Raw genomic sequence first — 26,606 nt, 5'->3', positions numbered from 1 at the left:
TCGGGTTCCCCCAACCAGTTTCGCATCTCTAATTCACAGTTTACCGATAAGTGTGAATGCACCAAGCCCCGTCTTTTCTCTAGAAAGGAGGTGATCCAGCCGCAGGTTCCCCTACGGCTACCTTGTTACGACTTCACCCCAGTCATGAAGCATACCGTGGTAAGCGGGCTCCTTGCGGTTACCCTACCTACTTCTGGTATCCCCCACTCCCATGGTGTGACGGGCGGTGTGTACAAGACCCGGGAACGTATTCACCGCAGTATGCTGACCTGCGATTACTAGCGATTCCGACTTCATGCACTCGAGTTGCAGAGTGCAATCCGGACTACGATCGGTTTTTTGGGATTGGCTCCACCTCGCGGCTTGGCTACCCTCTGTACCGACCATTGTATGACGTGTGAAGCCCTGGTCATAAGGGCCATGAGGACTTGACGTCATCCCCACCTTCCTCCGGTTTGTCACCGGCAGTCTCATTAGAGTGCCCAACTAAATGATGGCAACTAATGACAAGGGTTGCGCTCGTTGCGGGACTTAACCCAACATCTCACGACACGAGCTGACGACAGCCATGCAGCACCTGTGTTACGGCTCCCGAAGGCACTCCTCCGTCTCTGGAGGATTCCGTACATGTCAAGACCAGGTAAGGTTCTTCGCGTTGCATCGAATTAATCCACATCATCCACCGCTTGTGCGGGTCCCCGTCAATTCCTTTGAGTTTTAATCTTGCGACCGTACTCCCCAGGCGGTCAATTTCACGCGTTAGCTACGCTACTAAGGTGTCATGCACCCCAACAGCTAATTGACATCGTTTAGGGCGTGGACTACCAGGGTATCTAATCCTGTTTGCTACCCACGCTTTCGAGCATGAACGTCAGTATTATCCCAGGGGGCTGCCTTCGCCATCGGTATTCCTCCACATCTCTACGCATTTCACTGCTACACGTGGAATTCTACCCCCCTCTGACATACTCTAGCCTGCCAGTTCAGAACGCAGTTCCCAGGTTGAGCCCGGGGATTTCACATCCTGCTTAACAAACCGTCTGCGCTCGCTTTACGCCCAGTAATTCCGATTAACGCTCGCACCCTACGTATTACCGCGGCTGCTGGCACGTAGTTAGCCGGTGCTTATTCTTCAGGTACCGTCATCACTCCAGGGTATTAACCCAAAGCTTTTCTTCCCTGACAAAAGTCCTTTACAACCCGAAGGCCTTCTTCAGACACGCGGCATGGCTGGATCAGGCTTGCGCCCATTGTCCAAAATTCCCCACTGCTGCCTCCCGTAGGAGTCTGGGCCGTGTCTCAGTCCCAGTGTGGCGGATCATCCTCTCAGACCCGCTACTGATCGTCGCCTTGGTAGGCCTTTACCCCACCAACTAGCTAATCAGACATCGGCCGCTCGAATAGCGCGAGGTCCGAAGATCCCCCGCTTTCCTTCTCAAAGCGTATGCGGTATTAGCCATCCTTTCGGACAGTTATCCCCCACTACTCGGTACGTTCCGATGCGTTACTCACCCGTTCGCCACTCGCCACCCAAGAAGCAAGCTTCTCTGTGCTGCCGTCCGACTTGCATGTGTAAAGCATGCCGCCAGCGTTCAATCTGAGCCAGGATCAAACTCTTATGTTCAATCTCTAACTTAATAACTTCTGGTCTGCTTCAAAGAAACCAACACAATGTAGTTAATCTACATCTTGTCTGTTTTTGTCGCAGTGTGAGGCTCAATGCACTCACACTTATCGGTAATCTGTACTGTTAAAGAGCAAAATTTTTGCTGCCGAAGCAGCGAAGAAGGCGAACTATACGCCCCCAACCAAACACAGTCAACCACAAATCACAAAAAAATCCCACCCAATCCATCACCACCATGAATAACAAGGAAATTTTATCAGACAATAAAATAACCAGCCCGCACCCAACCCCAAAATAAACCCAAATCAGACCGCCCAACCTGAATACAGGCTACCTGAATACAGGCTACCTGAAAAGTTTCAGGTAGCCTGAGCCACTTCAACTTATCTCATCTAAGCAAGCTGAGACCTTTGCAAAACCCTCAGATGTGGATACAGTTCAAGGCGTAGCAGCGCAGCGAACGCAGACATATCATCTAGATAGGCAAGTGAGCGAGCAGCGCACAACGCAGAAATGCGCCGCAGATGGGGGTTTTGCAAAGGTCTCAAGCTATACTTATCCAACTTACATGGTTATATTGCCAAGATTGATTCATTAATGTGGAGCTTGTCATGAACACACCTTTTCGAACCGTACCCACCACCCGGATGCGCCGGATGCGTAAAGACGAATTTTCCCGCCGTTTGATGCGTGAGCACTTATTGAGCACCAATGATCTGATTTATCCGGTTTTTGTTTTGGAGCAGGGGAAGCAGAATGAGGCTGTCTCCTCTATGCCGGGTATCGAAAGGCAAACTTTGGACAATCTGCTGCACCAAGCAGAAGAAGCCTGCAAGCTGGACATTCCGATGTTGGCACTTTTTCCGGCATCGGTTGCTCACAAAGACTTGCAGGCCAGCGAGGCTTTTAATCCGGAAGGCATTATTCCGCGTACGGTACGCGCTTTACGCGAACGTTTTCCCGAATTGGGCGTAATGACGGATATTGCTTTGGACCCCTATACCAGCCACGGGCAGGACGGCCTGGTTGACAATCAAGGCTATGTTTTGAATGATGAAACCATTGAAGTCCTGATCAAACAGGCACTTTGTCATGCGGAAGCCGGGGCGCAAGTGGTGGCCCCCTCGGATATGATGGACGGTCGGATCGGCGCCATCCGCGATGCGCTGGAAGAGGCCGGACATCGGCACACCCGCATCATGGCCTATTCCGCCAAATACGCTTCCGCTTTCTACGGCCCTTTCCGTGATGCGGTAGGCAGCTCGGGCAATTTGGGCAAGGCCGATAAGCAGACCTACCAGATGGATCCGGCCAACAGCGACGAAGCCTTGCATGAAATCGCTTTGGATTTACAGGAAGGGGCCGATATGGTGATGATTAAGCCGGGGATGCCGTATCTCGACATCATTCGTCGGGTAAAAGATGAATTCGGGGTACCGACTTATGCCTATCAAGTATCCGGCGAATATGCGATGTTGCAGGCCGCCATCGAAAACGGCTGGCTGGACGGCAGCAAAGTTATTTTGGAAAGCCTGCTGGCTTTTAAACGGGCGGGGGCAGACGGCATTCTGACCTATTTCGCTTTGCAAGCGGCGCGGCAATTGAAACGCTGAGCATCATCCAATGGAAAAGGCTACCTGAAAATTTTCAGGTAGCCTTGATTTCAGCCTAAAAGGCTTATCCTTCGATTCTCACCTCAACTCGACGGCCTTCGGCATTGTTGCCTTGAGCGGCAGTGGTGTCTTCCGGTTTACGCAGCTCGATGTTTTTCGGATCCACACCTTGCGCCTCTAAAAATGCCTGTACGGCTTGAGCGCGCTGCTTGGACAACTCGGCATTTAAGGCGGCATTGCCGGTGCTGTCGGTATAGCCGCTGATCACCAGTTTTTTACCGGCTTTACCGGCCTCAACCAACTCGGCGGCAACTTGGGCGGCATTGCCGGCCACTTCGCTCTTACCGGTGGCAAAATAGAAGACGGCCATACCTTTATCAAACGATACTTGCGCTTCATCCGCAGCGGGCTGGGCTTGCGAGGCTGCTACGGGAACAGCTTGAGAAGCGGCAGCTTCGGAAGCAGCAGGCGCAGAAGCAGGTTTGGTGTCTGCCGCAGCGGCGGCTTGGCCGTTATTGGATTTGCCCCATACGTAAGCAGTCAGGATGTGTACTTTGTCGTCATTCAGGAAGCCTTCCCATGCCGGCATTTGGTTGTGACGGCCGTTGGTGATAGTTTCCATGATGGCTTTCTCGCTGTTGCCCCACAGCCAAACATCATCACTCAGGTTGGGGCCGGCACCCAATACGCCCTGACCTTTGTCACCATGGCAGACGAAACAGTTGGCAGGCGGGCCGTGGAAGACAGCTTCACCGCGTTTTACGCGGGCCGGATCCAAGCTGGGATTACCGGAATTGGACAGGGACAACACATAGTGGGCGGCATTTTTCACGCCTTCCTCACCCAGTTGCGGGCCCCAGGCAGCCATGATGCCGACGCGGCCTTTGGCAATACTCTCCTTGATTTGCTCGGGAGAGCCGCCCCACAGCCAGTCGTGGTCGGTCAGATCGGGGAAGCCGCGCTGGCCCTTGGCATCGGAACCGTGACATTGGATACAGTAGGTATCAAAGAGGTGTTTGCCGATACGTTGCGCATCTTCGTCTTTGGCCACTTCTTCCACCGGCATATTGGCAAATTTCGCATAAACCGGAGCGAATTTTTCGTTGGCCGCTTTGACTTCCGACTCATACTGGCTTTGGCTGGTCCAAGCCTGGCCGCCGAAGCCCACGCCTTTGAAGTCGCCCATACCGGGATACACAATCAGATAGCCGATACTGAACAAAACGGTGAGAATGAAGAGAAAGAACCACCAACGCGGCAGCGGGTTGTTGTACTCTTCAATGCCGTCCCATTCATGGCCCATGGTTTTGACGTCTTCGCCTTTCGGCGGCGCTTTCACTTTGTTTTGTGAAAACAGCAGCCAAAACAGACCGATGAAGCTGAGGATGACAATGGCACAAATATAGTAGTGCCAGAAACTGCTGGTAAATTGAGATGTTTCCATTATTCTGCTCCGTGCCGGTTGCGGCTACCTGAAAGGCCGGAATCATCGCCAGGCGTATCTTCATCGTCAATGATGCGCTGGCCTTCGTTTTCATAATGCGGCTTGGCTTTACGGTTGAGGGTAATCCACAACACCAAAGCAAACATCAACGCAATAATCAAAGTGACCACGATGTAGATGATCTGATTCACAGCCAAAGTCAGGATAGCCATAACCCGCCTTATTTCACTTCGTTGTTTTTCAGTGCCAAGCCCAAGCCTTGCAGGTAGGCGATGACGGCATCCAGCTCAGACTTGCCTTCCACTTCGCCGGCAGCGGCGGCAATCTGCTCGTCTGTGTAGGGCACGCCCACGGTGCGCAGGGTGCGCATGTGTTGGGCCACGGTTTCGCCGTCTACGCGATTGCGCGCCAACCACGGGAAGGCAGGCATATTGGACTCCGGCACCACATCACGCGGATTCAGCAGGTGCAAACGGTGCCATTCGTCAGAATAGCGGCCGCCCACACGGGCCAGATCCGGACCGGTACGCTTGGAGCCCCATTGGAACGGGTGGTCGTAAACCGACTCGCCGCCCACCGAATAGTGGCCGTAACGCTCAGTTTCCGCACGGAACGGGCGGATCATTTGCGAGTGGCAGTTGTAGCAGCCTTCGCGGATGTACACATCGCGGCCGGCCACTTGCAGGGCGGTGTAAGGCTTCACGCCCGGAGCAGGTTCGGTTACCGATTTGGTGTAAAACAGGGGAACCACTTCGACAAGCAGACCCACGCTGATTACCAAGAAGGTAAACACGATCAGGTAACCGACTTTTTCTTCAACAAGTTGTTGTAATTTCATTTTGGTAGCCTGTGCTTTCTATCTGTTGGTATTAGTGATGCTGGTTTTGGGTCAAAACCGGGATTTCGGCATTAACAGGCTTGCCGGCGGTAATCGTGCGGTACACGTTATAGGCCATCAGCACCATGCCGGACAGATACAGCGCACCACCGACAAAGCGGATCAGGTAGAACTTCATGCTTTCCTTCACAGACTCAACGAAAGAATAAGTCAGCGTACCGTCTAGGTTCAGGTTGCCCCACATCAGGCCCTGCATCACACCGGCAATCCACATGGAAGCGATGTAGAGCACGATGCCGATGGTGCCGATCCAGAAATGCACTTCAATCAGCTTGGTGCTGTACATTTCTTTGCGGCCGAACAGGCGGGGAACCAGATAGTAGATAGAACCGATGGTGACGAAGCCCACCCAGCCCAAAGCGCCGGAGTGCACGTGGCCGACCGTCCAGTCGGTGTAGTGGCTCAAAGCGTTCACCGTTTTGATCGACATCATCGGGCCTTCGAAAGTAGACATACCGTAGAAGGACAGGGACACCACCAAGAACTTCAGAATCGGATCGGTGCGCAGTTTGTGCCACGCGCCGGACAGCGTCATGATGCCGTTGATCATGCCGCCCCAAGAGGGCGCAAACAGAATCAGCGACAACACCATGCCCAGAGACTGGGTCCAATCAGGCAGGGCGGTGTAGTGCAGGTGGTGCGGGCCGGCCCACATATAGGTGAAAATCAAAGCCCAGAAGTGCACAACGGACAAACGGTAGGAATAAACCGGACGGCCCGCTTGTTTGGGCACGAAGTAATACATCATGCCCAAGAAAGCAGCGGTCAGGAAGAAGCCCACCGCATTGTGGCCGTACCACCACTGCACCATGGCGTCGATGGCGCCGGAATACACCGGGTAAGAAGTCATGCTGAACAGGCCGGTCGGCACAGCCAAGCTGTTGACCACGTGCAGCAAGGCCACAGCCAAAATGAACGCACCGTAGAACCAGTTGGCCACATAGATGTGTTTCACCTTACGCTTGGCGATGGTGCCGAAGAACACAACCGCATAAGCCACCCACACCAAGGTAATCAGAATATCGATCGGCCAAGCCAATTCGGCATATTCCTTACCTTGGGTGTAGCCCAGCGGCAGGGTAATGGCGGCCAGCACAATCACGGCCTGCCAGCCCCAGAACGTAAACGCCGCCAGCTTGTCGCTGAACAGGCGCACATTACAAGTACGCTGCACCACATAATAAGAAGTGGCGAACAGGCCGCAACCGCCGAATGCGAAGATCACCGCATTGGTATGCAGAGGACGCAGGCGGCCGAAGTGGAACCACGGACCTACATCGGTCAAGTTGAGTTGCGGCCAATAAAGCTGCGCGGCGATAATCACGCCGACCAGCATGCCCACAATCCCCCAAACCACAGTCATGATGGCGAACTGGCGCACCACTTTGTAGTTATAAGTTTGCGTTTCCATGAGAAATCTCCATTAAAAATGGCTTTATATAACATCAATATCGGTTTGCATCGGCCAAATTTCCGCACCCATGCGTCCGATTTATCTTAAAAATTGAAACACCGCAGCCGCCGTTAAACATAGTCTTAACACAAACTGCGGGTGTTTTAACCGTGCCATTTTAAAGCAAAATACGGGCCTTAACCACAAAAACGCAGTTTACGCCCTGTTTTTTACTTTGTGCCGCGCCCGGCAGGCCGGCGAACCCGGCAAGAATATCCTTTTCCCTCCCCCGCCGCCTTGACAAACATCAAGCCGCCCCAAAATTGTAAACAACTCTTTACACGAGGCTACCTGAAACATGCCGCACTACCGCATTTCCGCCCTGCCCCTGCGCCACCTTTTCCGCGTCGAGCTCACCTTCTCCCACCAAGGCAATCAAGCACCGAAGCTCAGCCTGCCCAATTGGGTGCCCGGCAGCTATATGATCCGCGAATTCGCCCGCCATCTCACCGATCTCTCTGCCAGCTGCAACGGACAAACCGTTCCCCTGCAACAGCTCGACAAACACACTTGGCAGGCCGCCGCCAATTGCCACGGCGAATGGCAACTGGTTTACCACATCTACGCCTTCGACCTTTCCGTGCGCGGCTGCTATCTCGACCGCGAACGCGGCTTCTTCGACGGCGCCGCCCTGTTTCTGCGCCTGCACGGCAGCGAGCAACAAACCCATCGGGTAAGATTAGACTTCCCCGCCGAATGGCAAACCGCCACTTCCCTGCCCCGCCTGGACGACGGCAGCTACCACGCGCCTAACTACCGCCAACTCATCGACCACCCAGTAGAAGCCGGCTGTTTGGAAATACTCGAATTCACCGCCCGCGGCCTGCCACACCGCATCGTGCTCAGCGGCCGTTATGCCGACTTCGACCGCGACCGCCTGCTTCGAGACACCCGCGCCATTTGCGAAACCCAGCTCGACTTTTTCCCTGCTCCCGCCCCGTTTGCCGACTACACCTTTTTACTGCACGTGGGCGACAAGCTATACGGCGGCCTCGAACACGGCAGCGCCACCGCCCTGCTGGCCGACCGCCGCTGCTTGCCTGCGCACGGCTTGGGCGAACCCGACGACGGTTACACCCAATTGCTCGGCCTGATTTCGCACGAATACTTCCACGCCTGGAACGTCAAATCCATCCAGCCGGCCGCCTTTGCCGAATCCGAACTCGACCGCGAAGCCTATACCGAACAGCTGTGGGCGTTTGAAGGCATCACCTCTTATTACGACGATTTATTTCTCGTACGCAGCGGCGTGCTCAGCCCGGCAGGCTACCTGAAACTGCTGGCGCAAAACCTCACCCGCGTACAGCAAGGCCACGGCCGCCGCCTGCAAAGCCTGGCCCAATCCAGCCTCACCGCCTGGGACAAATACTACAAACCCAACGAAAACAGCCCCAACGCCATCGTCAGCTACTACCAAAAAGGCGCCCTCGCCGCCCTCTGTCTCGACCTCACCGTGCGGCAGCGCAGCCAAGGCCGACACAGCCTCGACAGCATCATGCAGGCGCTCTACCAAGACTGGCTCGACCACCGCAACCCCCTGCCCGAAGGCCGCTGGGAAAGCTTCGCCCAAGGCCTCACCGGCTTGGACCTGCAAGACTTTTTCGACCACGCCATCCGCAGCACCGCCGAGCTGCCGCTGGCCGAAAACTTGGCACACGGCGGCATCCGCCTGAGCTGGCTGCCCCTGCCCCGCAGCCACGGCGGCGGCACGGGCGACACGCCGCCGCCGGCCGCCGTCGTTCCCGACTTCGGCGCCCGCTTCAAACAAAACACCGCCGACATCACGCTCAGCCATGTTTTCAGCCACGGCAGCGCCGAACAGGCCGGTCTGGCCGCCGGCGACCGACTGATCGCCCTCAACGACTATGCCGCCGCCGACTTTGCCGCACTGTGGGCACAACAACCGGTGGGTAGCCGCATCAGCGCACACTACTTCCGCCACGGCGTGCTGCAGCAAACCGAGATTGACGTGCAGGCCGCCCAAGCCGACACCGCCTGGCTGTCGGTAGCCGATGCCGACGCGCTGGCCCGCTGGCTGCAGATGCCCGATGCTGTTCAGGTAGCCTGATCCGCCGCCATGAACAAACTCATCGCCCAACTGCCCGTTTTCATCACCCCGCCCCTGCTGTGGGCGGGCAATATGATTGTCGCCCGCGCCATCCGCGACGACATTCCGCCGCTCACACTGGCCTTCGGCCGCTGGGTGATTTCCCTCTTGATCCTGCTGCCGTTTGCCTGGGCGCTGATGCGGCGCGACCGCCTGCGCTACCGGCAGCATTACCGCCTGATCATCGGCACCGCGCTCGCGGGCATCGCCGCCTTCAACACCTTTGTTTACATCGGCCTGCACACCACCACCAGCACCAACGCCCTGCTGCTCAATTCCTGCATTCCCGTGCTGATCATGCTGCTGGGCGCCGTGTTTTACCGCCAAAACCTCAACCGCTGGCAAAGCCTTGGCCTGATATTGTCTTTGGCGGGCGTGGCCGTCATCATCCTGCGCGGCAGCTGGCACAACCTGCTCGCCCTGCGCTTTGCCGTCGGCGACGTGTGGGTGTTTGCCGCCACCGCGTGCTGGGCGGTGTACACCCTATGGATGAAACGCTTGCCGGCCGACATCCACCGCACCGGCCTCACCGCGGTGCAAATCCTCATCGGCCTCTTCGCCCTGCTGCCTTTCTTCCTGTGGGAAACCGTCTCCGGCGCAACGGTCAACTGGCAACCCGCCGCCCTGCTCGGCTTGGCCTATGTGGGCATTTTCCCTTCCGTGGTCGCCTATCTGTGCTACACCGCCGCCATTGCCCGTTTCGGCGCGGTGCGTGCCGGGCTGAGCATCCACCTGATGCCGGTGTTCGGCACCCTCTTGGCCTTCCTGCTACTCGACGAGCAACTGCACGCATACCACTGGTTCGGCATCGCCGCCATTTTCGGCGGCATTCTGCTCAGCAGCCGCAACGCCGATGGCAAACCTTGAAGTGCCTTGCAGTCAATCTGCTTTCAGGTAGCCTGCGGAGGGCGGCGGCAGTCCAGGATGCCCGCCCTACAGTTCAGTTGCCCACCGCCGCGCACAACTCGCAACAAGCCGAATACGCCTATCCAACAATATGCGGCCGAGACCTTTGCAAAACCCCCATCTGCGGCGCATTTCTGCGTTGTGCGTTTATGCCCTATGGGTACTGCTCACTCACTTGCCTATCGTGTGATATGTCTGCGTTCGCTGCGCTGCTACGCCTTGAACTGCATCCACATCTGGAGGTTTTGCAAAGGTCTCGACCAGTACTTTGTCAGCCCCCAAAATCCGGCCAAGCGCCCATAAAAACAGGCTACCTGAAACCTTTCAGGTAGCCTGTTGGCCACAGTGGAAACGGCAAGGGATTACACATAATCCCGCTGTTCGCCCTGCCCTTCGATGTTGTCGGCGCAGCGGCCGCAGATGGTGGGGTGGTCGGCACGGGCGCCGACTGCTTCGGTGTAGTGCCAGCAGCGTTCGCACTTGGGCGCTTGGCTGGGCTGCACCGCCGCAGCCCATTCTTCACCTTCTTGCAGGCCGACTTTCGACACCAGCAGGGCGAAGCGCAATTCGTCGCCCAAGGCTTTCAGGTAGCCGTAGGCTTCGGCCGGAGCGGTCAGCGCCACTTCGGCCTGCAGGGACGAACCCACCGATTTGTCGGCGCGCAAAGGCTCGATGGCGGCGGTCACGGCGGCGCGCGCCTGGCGCACGGCACCCCATTTTTTCAGCAGTTCGGCTTCGCTGGCCGCCTGCATGGTGGGGAAGTTGTGCCAAGTGTGGAACAGCACGCTGTCCTCCTCGCCGCCGCCGATAATGTCCCACGCTTCTTCGGCGGTGAAACACAAAATCGGCGACATCAACAACACCAGGCTGCGCGTAATGTGGTAAAGCGCGGTTTGGGCGCTGCGGCGAGCGTGGCCGCAGGTTTGGGTGGTGTAGAGGCGGTCTTTCAGAATGTCCAGATAGAACGCGCCGAGGTCTTCGGAACAGAAATTGACGATTTCCTGCACCGCGAAGTGGAAGGCGTAACGCGGATAATATTCGCCGGCCACTTTCTCCTGCAGCTGGCGCGCCAACACCAGGGCGTAGCGGTCAATTTCCACCATATCGGCCTGCGGCACCGCGTCGTCGATCGGGCTGAAATCTTTCAGGTTGGCAAACAGGAAGCTGAGCGTGTTGCGGATGCGGCGGTAGCTTTCGGTGACACGCTTGAGAATTTCTTTGGAAATGGCCAGCTCGCCGCTGTAATCGGTGGCGGCGGTCCACAGGCGTAGGATGTCGGCGCCGAATTCGTTATACACCTCTTGCGGGGCTACCACATTGCCCAGCGATTTGGACATTTTGCGGCCGTTTTGATCCACCACGAAGCCGTGGGTCAGCAGCTGTTTATACGGGGCGCGACCCAAGGTGGCGCAGCCGGTGAGCATGGAGGATTGGAACCAACCGCGGTGCTGGTCGCTGCCTTCCAAGTAAAGGTCGGCCGGCCAGGCCAGTTCTTCGCGTTGTTTCAACACGGAAAAATGGGTGCTGCCGGAATCGAACCACACGTCCATGGTGTCGCTCAGTTTGTCGTACTGTTCGCAGTCTTCCGGGCTGAGCAGCTCGGCTTTATCCAATTCAAACCAAGCGTTAATGCCTTTTTGCTCGATGCGTTGCGCCACTTTTTCCAGCAGCTCGGCGGAATCGGGGTGCAACTCGCCGGTTTCTTTGTGGGCGAAGAAGGTCATCGGCGTGCCCCAGTAACGCTGGCGGCTCACCACCCAGTCGGGGCGGCCTTCGATCATGGCCTGCAGGCGGGCGCGGCCCCAGGCGGGGAAGAATTCGGTGTCGTCCACCGCTTTGAGGGCGGTGTTGCGCAGGGTGGCGCCGTTGTGGCCGGCTTTGTCCATGCCGACAAACCATTGGCCGGTGGCGCGGTAGATCAGCGGGGTTTTGTGCCGCCAGCAGTGGGCGTAGCTGTGTTCGATTTTGTCTTCGGCCAACAGGCGGTTTGCTTCTTTCAACCAGTCGATGATCACCGGATTGGCGGCCCACACGGTCAGGCCGGCCACGCGCGGCACTTCGCTGATGTAACGGCCTTCGCCGTTTACCGGGTTGTAGAGCTCGATGCCGTATTGCTGGCAGACGAAATAGTCTTCCAAACCGTGGGCGGGCGCGCTGTGCACGAGGCCGGTACCGGCGTCGGTGGTCACATGGTCGCCGTTGAGCATCAGGATGTCGCGCTCGAGAAAGGGGTGGGCCAGATGCAGGTTTTCCAGTTTGCTGCCGGTGGTTTCGGCCAGCACGGGGCTACCTGAACAGCCGTAGCGGGCCAGCGCGGCTTCGGCCAGGTCTTTGGCCAGCACCAGTTTGCCTTTGGGCGTGTCGATGAGCTGGTACACGATGTCGGCACCGGCGGCAATCGCCTGGCTGGCCGGCAGCGTCCACGGCGTGGTGGTCCAGATCACGGCATAGGCTTCGCCGTCGAGGGCATTCAAGCCGAAAGCCGCCGCCAATGCTGCGGGGTCGCGGAAGGGATAGGCCACGTCGATGGCGTGGGAAATTTTGTCCTTATATTCCACTTCGGCTTCGGCCAGCGAGGAGCCGCAGTCCAAACAGAATTGGACGGGCTTGGCGCCGCGGTAAAGGTAGCCGGCTTGGTAGATTTCGCCGAGGGTGCGCACGGTGTCGGCCTCGGTTTGATAGTTCATGGTGAGGTAGGGGTTGTCCCAATCGCCCAGCACGCCCAAGCGGATGAAGTCTTTTTTCTGGCGGGCAATCTGCTCGGCGGCGTATTCGCGGCACAGCTCGCGGAATTTGCCGTCGGGCATGTCTTTGCCGTACAGCTTTTCCACCATCACTTCAATCGGCAGGCCGTGGCAGTCCCAACCGGGCACATAGGGGGCGTCGAAGCCGGCCAGCGTTTTGCTGCGCACGATGATGTCTTTGAGGATTTTGTTGACGGCATGACCGATGTGGATGTCGCCGTTGGCATAGGGAGGGCCGTCGTGCAGGATGAATTTCGGGCGGCCTTGGGCTTTTTGGCGCAGTTTCTGATAGCGTTTTTGATCCTGCCAGTCTTTCACCCAAGCCGGCTCGCGCTTGGCCAGGTTGCCGCGCATGGGAAAGGGTGATTCGTAAAGATTGACGGTTTTGCTGTAGTCGGTCATATCGGGTTCTCTTGTTTGAGCAGCGGTTATCATCGAGCCGCTGAAATTCTCAGGCTACCTGAAACCCGGTTTCAGGTAGCCTCGGGGCAACGCACACTCGCGTTACCATTTGTTAAAGGATGTTTATTTTATAAGGCTTAGGCCAAAAAGGCTACCTGAAAGGCGGCCTGGCGTGCCTCATTCGGGCAACTCGGGCGGAGGCGGCGGCATGGCGGCGTTTTCACGCTCGGGATCGGGTTTTTTCCAGCCCAGCAGCAGCCACATGCCGAGCAGGCAGATTTGGCCGAGCAGCACATAGGCGGAAATCATCAGAAAATCTTCCCAAAACCAGAAATCGAAGCGGTAGTTTTCCATCAGCGGATTGCTCTCGCCGAGAAACACCCAGGCGGCATGCAGCCACATGCCCCAGGTGAGCAGGGTAAACAGCAGGTATTTCACCCGCCGGCGGCGCGGCAGGTGGTCGATTTTCTGCTGGATGATCATCGGGTTGATTTTGCTACGGCGGAACATCTCACACCCCCCTGTCCGGGCTGACCCAAGTGGCCTGCCGTTTGCGGTCGCGCAGCAGGGCTTTGGGAATGCCCATCACCAAGGTGGCCACGCTCATGGCCCAAAACACATAGGGATACCACACACTGTTGACAAAATAGCGGCCCACGCCTTTTTCGTAGCGGCTGTCTATCCACACGCTCAACATGAATTGCACCAGGAAAAACAGAAACAGCAGCGCACTTTGCGCGGGCAGAAAGTCGTCACTGTTGTTCCAGGTAATCATCGGCGTGTCGTAGAACACGATTTTAGCCACCAAGATGGCAATCAGCGAGTAGGCCCAAAAAGCCGTGACCATGTATTCCGCATACAGCGGCCACAGGCGGCGGTAGTCCCAGCGCCACACATAACGCGCGTATTTCATGATCACTTCCGCCCCGCCCTGCGCCCAGCGCAAGCGCTGCTTGAACAGGCCGCGGAAAGATTCCGGCATCAGCACCCAGCACAAGGCGCGCGGCTCGTAAGCGATGTTGTAGCCCGCCAGCTGCACCTTCCAGCTGATGTCGATGTCTTCGGTGATCATATTGGTGCTCCAACCGCCCACCTGCAGCAACACCGAGCGGCGGAAACCGCAAATCACGCCGGAAACGGTAAACACCGTACCCAAAATACATTGCGCACGCTTGATCAGGCCGATGATGGAGCTGAATTCGGCCACCTGCATTTGGCCGAGAATGGTGCTGCGGTTGCGCACACGGGGGTTGCCAGTCACGCCGCCGATCATCGGGTCGGACAGCAGAGTCTGCATCATGTAGTCCACCGCTTTGCGGTCGAGCACGGCGTCGCCGTCGATACAGACCACATATTCGCTGTCGATTTTCTGCAGGGCATTGTTGAGCGCACTGGCCTTGCCGCCGTTGGGCTGGTGGATGGCGCGGATTTTGTGGGGATGCTGCGCCGCCAGCTCGTTGATCACACGGCGCGTGTTGTCGCGGCTGCCGTCGTTAATCAACACCAGCTCGTAATTGGGGTAGTTCAGCGTGACCAAAAACGGGACGGATTTGCGCAGATTGGCCGCTTCGTTGTAGCAGGGCACCAAGACGCTGACTTTGGGCGCGTCTTTGGCGCGGAATTTCGGCTCGGGCTTGCCGCGCTCCCAGAAGAAATAGTAGAAGGTGCCGAACACCGTCCAATAAACGGCCATCGCACCGGGATAGAGGAAAACAAACAGCGCCAGCCAGCTAATCCATTCAGGCATGGCCGCCTCCCTGCGGGAGTGCAAACAGGTAAGCAGTGTGTGTGGTCATAAAGCACCATTGTGTCCGGCAAAGCTTGAAGCGGCTGTTAGGGTTTCAGGCCGCCGGTATTGTTTTTATGGGATGAAAAAGCAGCATCCTGTTTTCCGCCGGTATCATGCTGACGGAGCGGAAAAAAGGGAGAGCGGATTTTAACACAGCCGCCCGCCGCAGATGAAGGCGGCTGCCCTGCGGCCGCCCGGTTTTACCGTGGCAGATGGCAAAAGCGCCACACAGATACCCTTGTCCCCACCCACAGGCTACCTGAAAGCGCCACCGTGTTTCAGGTAGCCTGTTCGGCATGCAGCACTTCCGGCCAGCCGAATGCCCGCATCACCTGCCGCCAAGCCGTATCCGGCTCTGCCTGCACCGTGATGCGGCAATCCGGCTTCTGCGGGCTGCAAAAACTGAGCGCACGCGCGTGCAGCAGCAGGCGGCGGTTGCCGCAAAAAGCGGCGACGGCATGGTTTTGGCGCAAATCGCCATGAGTGGTGTCGCCCACAATCGGGTGGAAAATGTGCTTGAGATGGCGGCGGATCTGATGCTGGCGGCCGGTGAGCGGTGACACCGCCAGCCAGGCGTAGCGCGAGGTGGGATGACGCGGATGGCTGGCAAACGGCAGTTCGGCGCGCGCCAGCGTGCGATAGTCGCTTATCGCCTGCTGCGCGGCTTTATCGGGATCGGCCAAGGGGTCGGCCAGCGGATCCGCCAGGGTTTTCAGGGGGTGGTCGATGCGGCCGCACTCCGGCGGCCAGCCGCGCACCACCGCCCAATATTCCTTATCCACTTCACGGTTTTCAAATTGTCGTGTCAGCAAGCGGGCGGCTTCGGGATCACGGGCAAACAGCACCACGCCGGAAGTGGGTCGGTCGAGACGGTGGACGGGGTAAACATGGCCGCCGATTTGGTCGCGCAGGGTCTGCATCAGAAACACAGTTTCGCGGCGGTCGATCGCACTGCGGTGAATCAGCATGCCGGCCGGCTTGCACACGGCCAAACAGGCCTCGTCTTGGTACAGAATCGGAATCATACACATACGGGCTACCTGAAAACCAAACAGCCCCTCCAAACAAACAGGCTGAGACCTTTGCAAACCCCCCATCTGCGGCGCATTTCTGCGTTGTGCGTTTATGCCCTATGGGTACTGCTCGTTCGCTTGCCTATCTATATGATATGTCTGTCCCACAGGGATTCCTGACGTTCACACTCGCTGCGCTGCTACGCCTTGAACTGCATCCACATCTGGGGGTTTTGCAAAGGTCTCAGGCTTGGTATTTTAGCCCACCCTCCTTACAATAGGCTCCGTTTTTCTCCTTCCTGTTCCACCCAATGAGCAGCCAAGCCGTTTATTTCACTTTTCTTCTGTTTGTGGCCGCCACCACCCTGCTGCAGCTCTATCTTTCATGGCGCCAGAGCCGTGCAGTGCTGCGCCACCGCCACCGCGTGCCGGCCGACTTCGCCACCGCCGTCACGCTGGAGGAACACCAAACCGCCGCCGATTACGCACTGGCCAAACAGCGGCTGGCACGCTGGCAGATTGTGTACGACACCCTGCTGCTCCTGCTGTTCACCCTCGGCGGCGGCCTCAACCTGCTGGCCCGCTGGACGGCCGGCTGGAGCGAGCACCCGCTCACCCAAGGCGTGTATCTGGTGGCCGCCTTCGTTTTGCTCAACGCCCTGCTCTCGCTGCCCTTCTCACTCTACCGCACCTTCCTCCTCGAAGCCGCCTTCGGCTTCAACCGCGCCACGCCCGCCACCTTTGCCGCCGACCAACTCAAAGGCATGCTGCTCGGCGGCCTGATCGGCATTCCCCTGCTGTATGCCGTGATTTATTTGATGGGCGCCATGGGCAAGGGCTGGTGGCTGTGGGTATGGCTGCTGTGGCTGGGCTTTTCGCTGCTGATGCTGTGGGCATTTCCCAAATGGATCGCCCCACTGTTCAACCGCTTCGAGCCGCTGCCCGATGCCGCCCTGCGCCAACGCATCGAAAACCTGCTTTCGCGCACCGGCTTTTGCAGCGACGGCGTATTCGTGATGGACGGCAGCAAACGCAGCGGCCATGCCAACGCCTATTTCACCGGCTTGGGCCGCCACAAACGCATCGTCTTTTTCGACACCCTTTTGGGCAATCTGCTGCCGCAAGAAGTGGAAGCGGTGCTGGCGCACGAGCTCGGCCACTTCAAACACCGCCACATCGCCAAACAAATGACCATCACCTTCCTGCTGGCCTTGGCCGTGCTGTTTGTACTCGGCCAAGTCATCCACCACAGCGCGTTTTACCAAGGCTTGGGCGTGGCCTACCCCAGCCACGCCATGGCCCTGCTGCTGATGCTGCTGGTTTTGCCCGTGTTTACCTTCCCGTTTGCCCCGCTGGCCGGCTTCAGCTCGCGCAAAAACGAATTCGAGGCCGACCGCTTCGCCGCCGAACACGCTTCGGCCGGCGATTTGGCCGCCGTCCTGGTCAAACTCTACCGCAGCAATGCCGCCAGCCTGGTGAGCGACCCCTGGTATTCGCGCTTCTACGACAGCCATCCCGGCGCCCGCGAACGCCTGGCCGCGCTCAAACAGCTGCCCGAACAGGCTACCTGAAACCCACAAGCAAGCGCCGGGGGCAACACCGGTGCCGCAGCCTGTGTATAATCCCTTCCTTTCCGCATAGCGCCGAGGAGCGAGCCGTGAACCGTTTTTACCCCCATCCCGTGATTGCCTTGGAAGGCTGGCCGTTTATCATCGGCGGCCTGATTGTCAGCCTCCTGCTCAGCTTCTGCTGCGGCTGGTGGTCGCTGCCCTTCTGGCTGTTCACCCTATTTGCCGTGCAGTTTTTCCGCGACCCCGCCCGCGATATTCCGCAAGACCCCGATGCCGTGCTCTGTCCGGCCGACGGCCGCATCGTGGTGGTGGAACGCGCCACCGACCCCTTCCGCCAAACCGAAGCCCTCAAAATCAGCGTGTTCATGAACGTGTTCAACGTGCATTCCCAACGCGCACCGGTGGACGGCACCGTCACCCGCGTCGAATACTTCCGCGGCAAATTCCTCAACGCCGCGCTGGATAAAGCCAGCACCGAAAACGAACGCAACGCCGTGCTGGCCACCACCCGCAGCGGCCGCGACATCACCTTTGTTCAGGTAGCCGGCCTGGTGGCGCGCCGCGTGCTGTGCTATGTGAACGCCGGCGAACCGATTGTGCGCGGCGAACGCTACGGCTTCATCCGCTTCGGCTCGCGGGTAGATGTGTATCTGCCCGTGGATGCCCAAGCCGCCGTGAGCATCGGCGACAAAGTCAAGGCCAGCGAAACCATTCTCGCCCGCCTGCCCTTAACCGCCCCTGCGGCTGAAACACCCGCTGCACCCGCCTCCGCCCCGGCTGCCACCGCCGAAGCCATGCCTGCTGAAGCCACAGCGGCGCAAACAGACGAACAGCAAATCGTTTTGGCCGCCGCCGAACGCGCCCAAGCCGCTGCCAAAACCGTGATGAAGCAGGAATAAACGGCTGTCCGCCACCATGCTGCCCAAATAAAAGGCTACCTGAATCGTTTTCAGGTAGCCTTTTCTCATCTCCTCTGCCAACCGTTTACATCACGGCTTGCCCGTCCGCAGTTTTCAGTGTGGCGGCTCCGCCATCATCCCAACCCGCGTTGTTAATGCAGGCAAACAAACGATGACCCGCCATGCGCTCAACAAAAATCAGGCTGAGACCTTTGCAAAACCCCCATCTGCGGCGCATTTCTGCGTTGTGCGCTGCTCGCTCGCTTGTCTATCTATATGATATGTCTGCACTCACTGCGCTGCTACGCCTTGAACTGCATCCACATCTGGGGGTTTTGCAAAGGTCTCAGGCTACCTGAAGGCTTTAGCTACGCAGGAACTCGCGCAGCTCGTTTTCAGGTAGCCTTTTTGTGGTGGTGTCGGCGGGCTCGGCCGGCCCCGCATGGTTGGCGAGTATGGTGCGGAACGTCAGGTTGATGCGGGGCTGCTTGACGGCAGTATTTTTCAGCAGCGCGTGTTGCCAGTATTGCTGGGTGGTGCCGCACATCAGCAGCAGTTGCCCGTGCGCCAGGGGGAGAATGCGTTTTTCTTGCGTCTGTTTGTGGCGGAAGGCGAAGCGGCGGATGGCGCCGAAGCTGAGTGAAGCGATGACCGGGCCGAGTTCGGCTTCGTCGTCGCTGTGCCAAGCCATCCCTTGCCGGCCGTCGGCATAGAGGTTGAGCAGGCAACTGTTGAAGTGCGCCTTGCAGACAGCGGCGGCGTGCGCTTCAACCCGCTGTTTGATTTCGAGCAGCAAGGGCGTCCATGGCCGGGCGGCACGGGCGATGCCGGAATAGGTGTAAAGCAGGCCGTTGTCGCCGTACCAGGCGGTTTGGCGGGCGGTGGTGAGGGTTTTGCCGTAGAGCCGCACTTGGTCGTGTTGCCAAGGGGTGTTGTGCAACAGGCTGTGCAGGTAATGGTCGGCTTCGGCGGCAGCAAACGGACTGCCGAGAAGGCGGACTTCGCCGTCGTAGGGCAGAAGATTGTGTTCAGGTAGCCCGAGGTCGGGAAATAAGGTAGGCGGGATCATTAGAAAGTACTTGCAGGGCGTGCGTTTTGCCGCTGCTTACATAGCTTGGCCAAGCGCATCAGTGCGACCTGCGTTCGTCGTTTCGCTCCTTGTCTGCTGCTTCGCTTTCGGCGGCATCGTAGGCATCGACGATTTTCTGCACCAAGGGGTGGCGCACCACGTCTTCGCTGGTGAAGGTGTGGAAATACAGCCCTTCGATACCGGCCAGCTTTTCTTTGGCGTCTTTGAGACCGGACTTAATATTGCGCGGCAGGTCGATTTGGCTTAAGTCGCCGGTAATCACGGCTTTGGCACCGAAGCCGATGCGGGTGAGGAACATCTTCATTTGCTCGGGCGTGGTGTTTTGCGCTTCGTCCAGAATCACATAGGCGCCGTTGAGGGTGCGGCCACGCATATAGGCCAAGGGGGCGATTTCGATGAGGCCTTTTTCCAACAGCTTGGTGACACGGTCGAAGCCCATCAGATCGTACAGGGCGTCGTAGAGCGGGCGCAGATAAGGATCGACTTTTTGCGCCAAGTCGCCGGGCAGAAAGCCGAGCTTTTCGCCGGCCTCCACCGCCGGCCGCACCAAAACAATGCGCTCGACCTGGTGTTTTTCGATGGCATCCACCGCAGCGGCCACGGCCAAATAGGTTTTGCCGGTGCCGGCCGGGCCGAGGCCGAATACGACATCGTGATTAAGCAGGGCACGGATGTAGCCGTTTTGGCGCGGGGTGCGGCCGCTGAGGTTGCCGCGGCGGGTGCGGAAGTGGTATTGGTGGTTGGCGTCGGTTTGCGGCTGGAAGGCACTGTCGGCGGTTTGCGCTTCCACGGCGGCCAGGCGGATGTCGTTGTCGTCCAAATCGCGGCTTTGCGCCAGTTCGGCCAGTGCGAGCAAGGCGCGGCGGCCGGCATGGGCGGCTTCGCCGAGAAAGGTGAAATGTTCGAAACGGCGGCTCACTTGCAGGTTTAGGGCGCGGCCGAGAGTGGCGAGGTGGCTGTCGAGCGGGCCGCACAGGCGTTGCAGCACGGTGTTGTCGATGTCTTCAAATTGCAGGCGTACGGTATGGCTCATAAATGGTGGGGGTTCCGTAAAAATAGAGTAGGCTACCTGAAAAGGCGGCCGGCTAATCAAATGGCTTGGTGAGGGAAGTCATTATAAGGTAAGGGCTAAAATTTTTCCTGTGTGCCATACCTCGTAAAGACAGTTGCGCTGGCAGTTAATTTCCGTTAATTTGACGGGTTATGCGGATGTGCTGCGCATTCTATATTTCTTTTTTACGACTTCATTTCGGAGATATGCCATGAAAAACACTTCTTCCAAACTGATTATGCTGGCATTGGCTGCTGCATTGGCAGCTTGTGGCGGAGACAATACCGCCAAACCCGCCGCAAGCAGTGATGCGGCACCCCAGCAAGAGCAGGCGGCACAAAACGGCCTGCAGACCAAATTCGTGACCGTGGGCACCGGCGGCGCTTCCGGCCCCTACAACATCATCGGCACCGCCTTGAGCGAGCTGTATGCGCAAAAATTCGGCGTGAACGCCAAAACCCAAACCACCGGCGCTTCGGTAGAAAACCTGAATCTGCTGGCCCAAAACAAACTGGAAATGGCCTTTGTGATGAGCGATGCTTTGAGCGACGCAATCAACGGCCAGGGCAGCTTCAGCCGTAAAGTGGAAAACGTGGAGCAAATCGCCGCGCTGTACCCGAACTATGTGCAAATCGTCACTTCCGCCTCTTCCGGCATCAAATCGATTGAAGACTTGCGCGGCAAACGGGTGGCCGTGGGTGCACAAGGTTCCGGCGTTGAGTTGGCTACCCGTGCCCTGCTGAACGGCTTCGGCATCAACTACACCGACATCAAAGTGGATTACTTGGGTTATGCCGAAGCGGCGGATGCCTTGAAAGCCGGCAAGCTGGATGCGGCCTTCCTCACCAGCGGCTTGCCCAACTCTTCTTTGATGGAACTGCAACAAGGCTTCGACCTGCAGCTGGTGGCCGTACCGGCCGACAAGCTGGCAGAAATTGCCCAGACCACGCCGTTCTTCAACGCCATGCCGATTCCGAAAGGCACTTATAATAATGCCGAAGACATCCCCACCGCCGCCATTTTCAATGCCTTGGTGGTGCGCAAAGACATGAGCGAAGAAGACGTTTACCAGCTCACCAAAGCGCTGTTTGAGAATCTGGACAAATTGCAAACCGCCCACCAGGCTGCCAAAGGCATCAGTGTTGAAGGTGCGCAAAAAGGTTTGGTAGCGCCGCTGCATGCCGGTGCCAAGCGCTATTATGACGAAGTGGGCGCGGTAGCGGCTCCGGCAGCCCCGGCGGCGTCTGAAGCTGCTGCGGTGCCGGCTTCCGCTGCATCCGCCGCCCAATAAATGGCAACAGGCTACCTGAAAAAGGTAGGGCAAGGCGCAACTTGGCTTGCGCCTTGTTTCTGTCTGTGGCTTTTGTGGCAGCCGCAGGAAAAAATTGTGCTGCAAGCAGAGACGCTGCGCTGTGTGTGGCCGCACCCGGAATTTGTCTTGAAATGGCGCCACTCGGTAGAAAAGCAGTATTGGCAGGAAGCTTATGTGCTGGAGAACGGCAGCCTGCATCTGCGCCATACGTATATTCAGGCTTTCGGCGCGGGCGTGCCGGTTTCAGGTAGCCCGATACCGGCACCGCCGGGTTACGTTGGCCTGAGCAGCGAAGTGCGGCTGCCTGAAATCAATTGGATGGTGTCGCGCAATATGCAGGGCGAGGTGCGGCTGGGTCAGCGGGTGCTGCCGCTTTACCGCATGCTGCCGGATTACACGGCGGTCAACATTGCTCCGGTCCGTCAAAGCCGGCTGCAATGGTTTTTTGAAAAGGATTGTTGATGAACCATGAACAAGAAGCTGCGGCCAAGTCGCAGGAAATTTTGGAAAAATACGACCGCGAGTCGGTTACGCGGAATCCGCAGAGCAAGGCCGTGCGCACTTTGATTGCGGTGATTGCCGTGGCCTATTCGCTGTTCCATCTTTATATTACCTTCAACCCTTTGCCCGAATTGGTGCAGCGCTCGGTGCACGTTGCCGTGGGCGTGGCGCTGATTTTTCTGATTTATCCGCCCGCCAAGCGCAGCAGCCGCAAGCAGGTGGCTTGGTATGACTGGCTGTGGGTGTTGGCCGCTTTTTCCAGCGCAGGCTACCTGATTTGGCAGTACCAAGACATCGTTACCGTGCGCGGCGGTATTCCGAACCAAATGGACATTGTGTTTTCCATGATTACCGTGGCCGTGGTGTTGGAAAGCACCCGCCGCATCACCGGTTGGATTCTGCCGATTTTCGCCTTGGTATTTTTGGCCTATCCCTTCATCAGCCACATGGGCTTCATGCCCGACCGGCTGCTCACCCGCCCTTACGATCTGGGCGACATCTTCGGCCAGCTTTATCTGAAAACCGAAGGTTTGTATTCCTCGGCCATCGGCGCTTCGGTGACCTTCATTTTCCTGTTTATCCTGTTCGGCGCTTTTTTGGCGCGCTCCGGCATGGGCCAGCTGTTTAACGATCTGGCGCTGGCGCTGGCCGGACACAAACAGGGCGGCCCGGCCAAGGTGGCGGTGATTTCCAGCGGCTTTATGGGCAGCATCAACGGCGCGGCGGTGGCCAATGTGGTCGGCACCGGTGCGTTTACCATTCCTTTGATGAAAAAAATCGGCTACCACAAAAACTTTGCCGGTGCGGTGGAAGCCAGTGCATCGGTGGGCGGCCAGATTCTGCCGCCGATTATGGGTGCCTCCGCGTTCATTATGGCCGAAACCACCGGCGTGTCTTACGGCACCATCGCCTTGGCCGCCCTGCTGCCCGCTTTGTTGTATTACCTCGGCGTGATTGCCCAAGTCCATTTCCGTGCCGGCAGCCGCGATTTGAAAGGCATTCCGAAGGCCGATTTGCCGCGCGCGAAAGAAGTATTGAAAGCCCGCGGCCACATGCTGCTGCCGATTGTGGCGCTGGTGTGGATGCTGGCCGAATCGGTGCCGGTGGGCTATGCCGCGGCTTATACCATCGGCGTGACGGTGGCGGTAAGTATGTTGCGGCCGGAAACCCGTATGGGCGTGAGCGACATCATCGGCGCCTTGGCCGACGGCGCCAAACAATCCCTGTCTGTGATGGCGGCCTGTGCCATGGTGGGTGTGGTCATCGGCGTGGTCAACCTCACCAGCTTCGGTACCGTGATGACCTCCTCCATCGTGACCCTGGGCGCAGGCTCCCTGTTTCTCACCCTGGTGCTGACCATGTTGGCCTCCATGGTGTTGGGCATGGGCTTGCCGTCTATTCCGGCCTACATCATCACCGCCACCATGGCCGCCCCCGCACTGGCCGGTTTTGACGTGCCGGTATTGGTGGCGCATATGTTTGTGTTCTATTTCGGCATCTTTGCCAACATCACTCCGCCGGTGGCCTTGGCTGCTTTTGCCGGCGCAGGCATTGCCGGCGGCGATCCGATGAAAACCGGCTTCCAGTCGCTCAAGCTCGCTTTGGCCGGTTTTATCGTACCGTTTATGTTTGTGTACAACCCGAACATGATGATGATCGATGTCACCAACGCCGCTGTTACCGCCAAAACCTTCCCTTTGCCGGCTTGGCATGTGATCGCCATGGTAACGGTGACTTCCATCATGGGTGTGCTGGCCTTGTCTGCGGCAGTGGAAGGCTACTTCAAAACCCATATTCCGATGTGGCAGCGTATCGTGATGGCCGTCGGCGCATTCTGCCTGATCGTGCCGGAAACCCTGACCGACATCATCGGTTTGGTGGTGGCGGGCGCCATGCTGCTGCTCAACTGGCGTATGGCCGTGCGTACGAAACCAGCACAGATGGAATCTGCGCCTTAAACAGACCGGATGCCCCAAGGGGCTACCTGAAAAGCATGGTTTCATGAAGAAATTTAGCTTCCAGGTAGCCTTTTTCCTTTTGCAGGCAGGCGAGAGACGAGGGGCAGACTGCTGGGCGTTGGCAAAAAAGCAACAAATCAGCCGTGCTGTACATGATTTTCTATAAATTTGTAAAATCCATTTTACTTCAAAATATTAAATTTATTTTGTGGTGGAAAGTCTACAGGTGCCGAATGGTTTCCATTACCGATGTGCGGATTAAATTTGTTTTTTTGCAGCCCAGCAATTATATTACGCCCCATGAAATCGCTAACGCGGCGATGACGTGAATAACTTGAAGAACAAGCAGCTTCTTTGAGTTTGTTTTTTTAGACTAAGAAAAGGAATGCAGCAATGAAAAAAACCCTGATTGCATTGGCATTGGTTTCCTTGCCGGTTGCCGCTTCAGCTGAAGTAATTTTGTACGGTGCCGTTAAAGCCGGTGTTGAATACCAATCTAACTCCGAGCGCGCCGCTTCTGGCCACAAAGAAAAAGCTTTCCACATTGTTGACTACGGTACCCGTATCGGCCTGAAAGGTTCTGAAGACTTGGGTAACGGCCTGAAAGCCATTTGGCAAATTGAAACCAAAGCCAATGTTGGCGGCGGTGAAGAAAAAGGCTTCGGTACTCGTGATTCTTTCATCGGTTTGGAAGGCGGCTTCGGTACCGTTCGTGCTGGTTTTGTTAGCTCTCCGCTGAAACACGCTGTTGATGCTCAAGACAACTGGGAATACAGCGACGAAGTTTTGGGCTTGGGCCGCTACACCCGTTTCGGTGCCCGCCGTACCAGCATCAACTACACCTCTCCCAACTGGGGCGGCTTTGAGCTGATGGCTCAATATGCTCCGGGTAACAATGTTTACGGTGGCAACCGTAGCGACAAAGTGCCTGTATACGGCTTGGGCTTGGGCTACAGCAACAGCGGCTTCTTCGCTCGCTACGCAGTAGACTACTACACTGTTCGTGCAGATAAAGATGCTCACGTTCACAACCTGAGCGGTGGTTATGATGCCAACAACCTGTATGTTGCCTTGGGTCTGCAATACGCTAAAAATAACGATGGTTCTTTGACTGCTGTTAACTACGGTCACGAGAACACCCGTGAAGTACAATTGAGCGGTGCTTACACATTTGGTGCAGTAACTCCCAAATTGACTGCCGCTTACGGTAAATCCAGCAGCAGCAACACCAACGCTCACAGCGGTGCCCGTTACACCCAAGTGATTGCTGGTGCTGACTACGCCTTCTCTCGTCGCACTACCGGTTTGGTATCTCTGGGCTGGTTGCGTGACAAAGCTGGTACTGGTGCTAAAAACGTAAACTCTTGGTCTGTTGGTACCGGTGTTGTTCACAAATTCTAATTTGTGTTGATCACGGCTTAAAAAAAGGGCTTGCCTTCGGGCAGGCCCTTTTTGTATACGGAGTTTATGGCATGAAACTGTTTGCTGATGGGAAGTGAGATGGTCCAACACAAGGCCTTGCTGCGGCAGCAATTGCGGCAGGCGAGAAAGCGTCTGCCACAGACCAAACGCAGGCAAGCGGAACGGCATGTGGCAAATCTGCTGAAAGGCTACCTGAAACGGGGTAAGCGTTGGGGGGTATATTGGCCGGTTAGTAGTGAATTGCGTTTGGACGGTTTGCTGCAGGCCGCGCGGCGGCGCGGTGTGCAGCTGTATCTGCCCTATATTGAAGCCGGGGCATTGCGCCTTTGGTTTACGCCCTATCCCGAACGCGCTATTGCCGAACGTAAGCGGCATAAACAACCGGCCATTCCGCAGTTTACGGGCAAAAAAATCCGTGCCCACCACCTGCATCTGATGCTGATTCCTTTGGTGGGCGTGGATACGCGAGGCTACCGCCTGGGACAGGGTGGCGGCTATTATGACGTTACTTTGGCGGCCACGCGGGGGCGTTTACAGCCCCTCAAAATCGGCGTCGGCTTCGCCTGCCAACAGGTGACTGCTCTACCTGCAGAGCGGCACGATATGCGTTTGGATCTTTGGATCAGCGAACGTGGATGTCAAGATTTTCGCGGAAGAGGTCGGCATGGTTGTTCCGCCAGGCTACCTGAAAGAAGCAAGTGCTGTACCACTTGGATATCTTGACTGTGTGAAATAAACATTGAGGAAGCCGTCCGCTTGTTTTTTGAGACGTCTGACGACATGCTTAAAGTGTTTTGATGGGAAGT

The 26,606-nt window shown here is 57.4% G+C and carries 22 protein-coding genes, 1 rRNA gene and 1 pseudogene; 12 read left to right on the top strand and 12 right to left on the bottom strand.

Annotated elements, in window-relative coordinates:
* Positions 1 to 83: 83 nt before the first annotated feature.
* Both H3L94_RS00985 and H3L94_RS12220 read right to left on the bottom strand, forming a co-directional pair.
* Positions 84 to 1,624 (bottom strand): 16S ribosomal RNA (locus H3L94_RS00985).
* A 395-nt stretch (positions 1,625 to 2,019) separates the two neighbouring features.
* Complete coding sequence (locus tag H3L94_RS12220) at positions 2,020 to 2,166, bottom strand: lipoprotein signal peptidase (RefSeq protein WP_244958860.1); 147 nt, start codon at positions 2,164 to 2,166, stop codon at positions 2,020 to 2,022.
* Between the two features lie 72 nt (positions 2,167 to 2,238).
* Between H3L94_RS12220 and hemB the strand changes: the two genes are divergently transcribed.
* A complete protein-coding gene (gene hemB, locus H3L94_RS00980; RefSeq protein WP_182122304.1) occupies positions 2,239 to 3,240 on the top strand; it encodes a porphobilinogen synthase in 1,002 nt (333 codons plus the stop codon).
* Between the two features lie 64 nt (positions 3,241 to 3,304).
* On the opposite strand, the gene ccoP is transcribed toward hemB, so the two are convergent.
* From ccoP to ccoN, 4 genes are read right to left on the bottom strand one after another with little or no spacing between them, the layout of a single operon-like run.
* Positions 3,305 to 4,687: a cytochrome-c oxidase, cbb3-type subunit III gene (ccoP, locus tag H3L94_RS00975; RefSeq protein WP_425325934.1), complete on the bottom strand. Its 1,383-nt coding sequence runs from the start codon at positions 4,685 to 4,687 to the stop codon at positions 3,305 to 3,307.
* Complete coding sequence (locus H3L94_RS00970; protein WP_009119851.1) at positions 4,684 to 4,896, bottom strand: hypothetical protein; 213 nt, start codon at positions 4,894 to 4,896, stop codon at positions 4,684 to 4,686. The genes ccoP and H3L94_RS00970 overlap by 4 nt, the downstream gene beginning before the upstream one ends.
* Before the next feature lie 8 nt (positions 4,897 to 4,904).
* Positions 4,905 to 5,522, bottom strand: a complete 618-nt coding sequence (ccoO, locus tag H3L94_RS00965) for a cytochrome-c oxidase, cbb3-type subunit II (RefSeq protein WP_009119852.1) — start codon at positions 5,520 to 5,522, stop codon at positions 4,905 to 4,907.
* A 31-nt stretch (positions 5,523 to 5,553) separates the two neighbouring features.
* Positions 5,554 to 6,993 carry a cytochrome-c oxidase, cbb3-type subunit I gene (gene ccoN, locus H3L94_RS00960; RefSeq protein WP_009119853.1) on the bottom strand — a complete coding sequence of 480 codons (1,440 nt, stop codon included), beginning with the start codon at positions 6,991 to 6,993 and terminating at the stop codon, positions 5,554 to 5,556.
* A 340-nt stretch (positions 6,994 to 7,333) separates the two neighbouring features.
* Between ccoN and H3L94_RS00955 the strand changes: the two genes are divergently transcribed.
* From H3L94_RS00955 to H3L94_RS12930, 3 genes and pseudogenes are all read left to right on the top strand, one after another.
* On the top strand, positions 7,334 to 9,103 hold the full coding sequence (locus H3L94_RS00955) for a M61 family metallopeptidase (protein WP_182122302.1): 1,770 nt from the start codon (positions 7,334 to 7,336) through the stop codon (positions 9,101 to 9,103).
* A 9-nt stretch (positions 9,104 to 9,112) separates the two neighbouring features.
* Positions 9,113 to 10,009, top strand: a complete 897-nt coding sequence (locus tag H3L94_RS00950; protein ID WP_182122301.1) for a DMT family transporter — start codon at positions 9,113 to 9,115, stop codon at positions 10,007 to 10,009.
* Positions 10,010 to 10,139: 130 nt separating this feature from the next.
* Positions 10,140 to 10,380, top strand: a pseudogene (locus tag H3L94_RS12930) (hypothetical protein).
* 30 nt (positions 10,381 to 10,410) lie between these two features.
* Here H3L94_RS12930 and ileS read toward each other — a convergent pair.
* The 4 genes from ileS to H3L94_RS00930 all read right to left on the bottom strand — a co-directional run bounded on the left by ileS (position 10,411) and on the right by H3L94_RS00930 (position 16,008).
* Complete coding sequence (gene ileS / locus H3L94_RS00945) at positions 10,411 to 13,194, bottom strand: isoleucine--tRNA ligase (RefSeq protein ID WP_182122300.1); 2,784 nt, start codon at positions 13,192 to 13,194, stop codon at positions 10,411 to 10,413.
* Between the two features lie 177 nt (positions 13,195 to 13,371).
* On the bottom strand, positions 13,372 to 13,704 hold the full coding sequence (locus H3L94_RS00940; RefSeq protein ID WP_009119858.1) for a hypothetical protein: 333 nt from the start codon (positions 13,702 to 13,704) through the stop codon (positions 13,372 to 13,374).
* A gap of 1 nt (position 13,705) precedes the next feature.
* Complete coding sequence (gene pgaC, locus H3L94_RS00935) at positions 13,706 to 14,941, bottom strand: poly-beta-1,6-N-acetyl-D-glucosamine synthase (RefSeq protein WP_182122299.1); 1,236 nt, start codon at positions 14,939 to 14,941, stop codon at positions 13,706 to 13,708.
* A 320-nt stretch (positions 14,942 to 15,261) separates the two neighbouring features.
* Positions 15,262 to 16,008 carry a pseudouridine synthase gene (locus tag H3L94_RS00930; protein WP_182122298.1) on the bottom strand — a complete coding sequence of 249 codons (747 nt, stop codon included), beginning with the start codon at positions 16,006 to 16,008 and terminating at the stop codon, positions 15,262 to 15,264.
* A 299-nt stretch (positions 16,009 to 16,307) separates the two neighbouring features.
* Between H3L94_RS00930 and H3L94_RS00925 the strand changes: the two genes are divergently transcribed.
* From H3L94_RS00925 to H3L94_RS12215, 3 genes are all read left to right on the top strand, one after another.
* Positions 16,308 to 17,567 (top strand): M48 family metallopeptidase, encoded by a 1,260-nt coding sequence (locus H3L94_RS00925; protein ID WP_182122297.1) that lies wholly within the window; start codon positions 16,308 to 16,310, stop codon positions 17,565 to 17,567.
* Positions 17,568 to 17,653: 86 nt separating this feature from the next.
* Complete coding sequence (locus H3L94_RS00920; RefSeq protein ID WP_182122296.1) at positions 17,654 to 18,466, top strand: phosphatidylserine decarboxylase; 813 nt, start codon at positions 17,654 to 17,656, stop codon at positions 18,464 to 18,466.
* Positions 18,467 to 18,678: 212 nt separating this feature from the next.
* Positions 18,679 to 18,825, top strand: a complete 147-nt coding sequence (locus H3L94_RS12215) for a lipoprotein signal peptidase (RefSeq protein WP_342355408.1) — start codon at positions 18,679 to 18,681, stop codon at positions 18,823 to 18,825.
* Between the two features lie 5 nt (positions 18,826 to 18,830).
* Here H3L94_RS12215 and H3L94_RS00915 read toward each other — a convergent pair whose 3' ends face one another.
* Positions 18,831 to 19,535, bottom strand: coding sequence for an alpha-ketoglutarate-dependent dioxygenase AlkB family protein (locus H3L94_RS00915; RefSeq protein WP_182122295.1), 705 nt, complete (start codon positions 19,533 to 19,535; stop codon positions 18,831 to 18,833).
* Between the two features lie 58 nt (positions 19,536 to 19,593).
* Entirely contained in the window at positions 19,594 to 20,589 is a 996-nt protein-coding gene (locus tag H3L94_RS00910) for a PhoH family protein (RefSeq protein WP_182122294.1), read from the bottom strand.
* Between the two features lie 229 nt (positions 20,590 to 20,818).
* On the opposite strand from H3L94_RS00910, the gene H3L94_RS00905 reads away from it, so the two are divergent.
* From H3L94_RS00905 to H3L94_RS00885, 5 genes are all read left to right on the top strand, one after another.
* Positions 20,819 to 21,898 (top strand): TAXI family TRAP transporter solute-binding subunit, encoded by a 1,080-nt coding sequence (locus tag H3L94_RS00905; protein WP_182122293.1) that lies wholly within the window; start codon positions 20,819 to 20,821, stop codon positions 21,896 to 21,898.
* 96 nt (positions 21,899 to 21,994) lie between these two features.
* Positions 21,995 to 22,381 (top strand): DUF1850 domain-containing protein, encoded by a 387-nt coding sequence (locus H3L94_RS00900; protein WP_182122292.1) that lies wholly within the window; start codon positions 21,995 to 21,997, stop codon positions 22,379 to 22,381.
* Positions 22,381 to 24,378, top strand: coding sequence for a TRAP transporter permease (locus tag H3L94_RS00895; RefSeq protein WP_182122291.1), 1,998 nt, complete (start codon positions 22,381 to 22,383; stop codon positions 24,376 to 24,378). Before H3L94_RS00900 ends, H3L94_RS00895 begins: the two co-directional genes overlap by 1 nt.
* A 393-nt stretch (positions 24,379 to 24,771) precedes the next feature.
* Entirely contained in the window at positions 24,772 to 25,779 is a 1,008-nt protein-coding gene (locus tag H3L94_RS00890; RefSeq protein WP_182122290.1) for a porin, read from the top strand.
* A 99-nt stretch (positions 25,780 to 25,878) separates the two neighbouring features.
* Positions 25,879 to 26,523 (top strand): 5-formyltetrahydrofolate cyclo-ligase, encoded by a 645-nt coding sequence (locus tag H3L94_RS00885; protein WP_244958786.1) that lies wholly within the window; start codon positions 25,879 to 25,881, stop codon positions 26,521 to 26,523.
* Positions 26,524 to 26,606 lie beyond the last annotated feature (83 nt).

The sequence above is a fragment of the Neisseria shayeganii genome (genome assembly GCF_014054965.1).
GTDB lineage: Bacteria > Pseudomonadota > Gammaproteobacteria > Burkholderiales > Neisseriaceae > Eikenella > Eikenella shayeganii.
The sequence above is the reverse complement of the archived record's forward strand: the minus strand, read 5'-3'. Positions and strand labels throughout refer to the sequence as shown.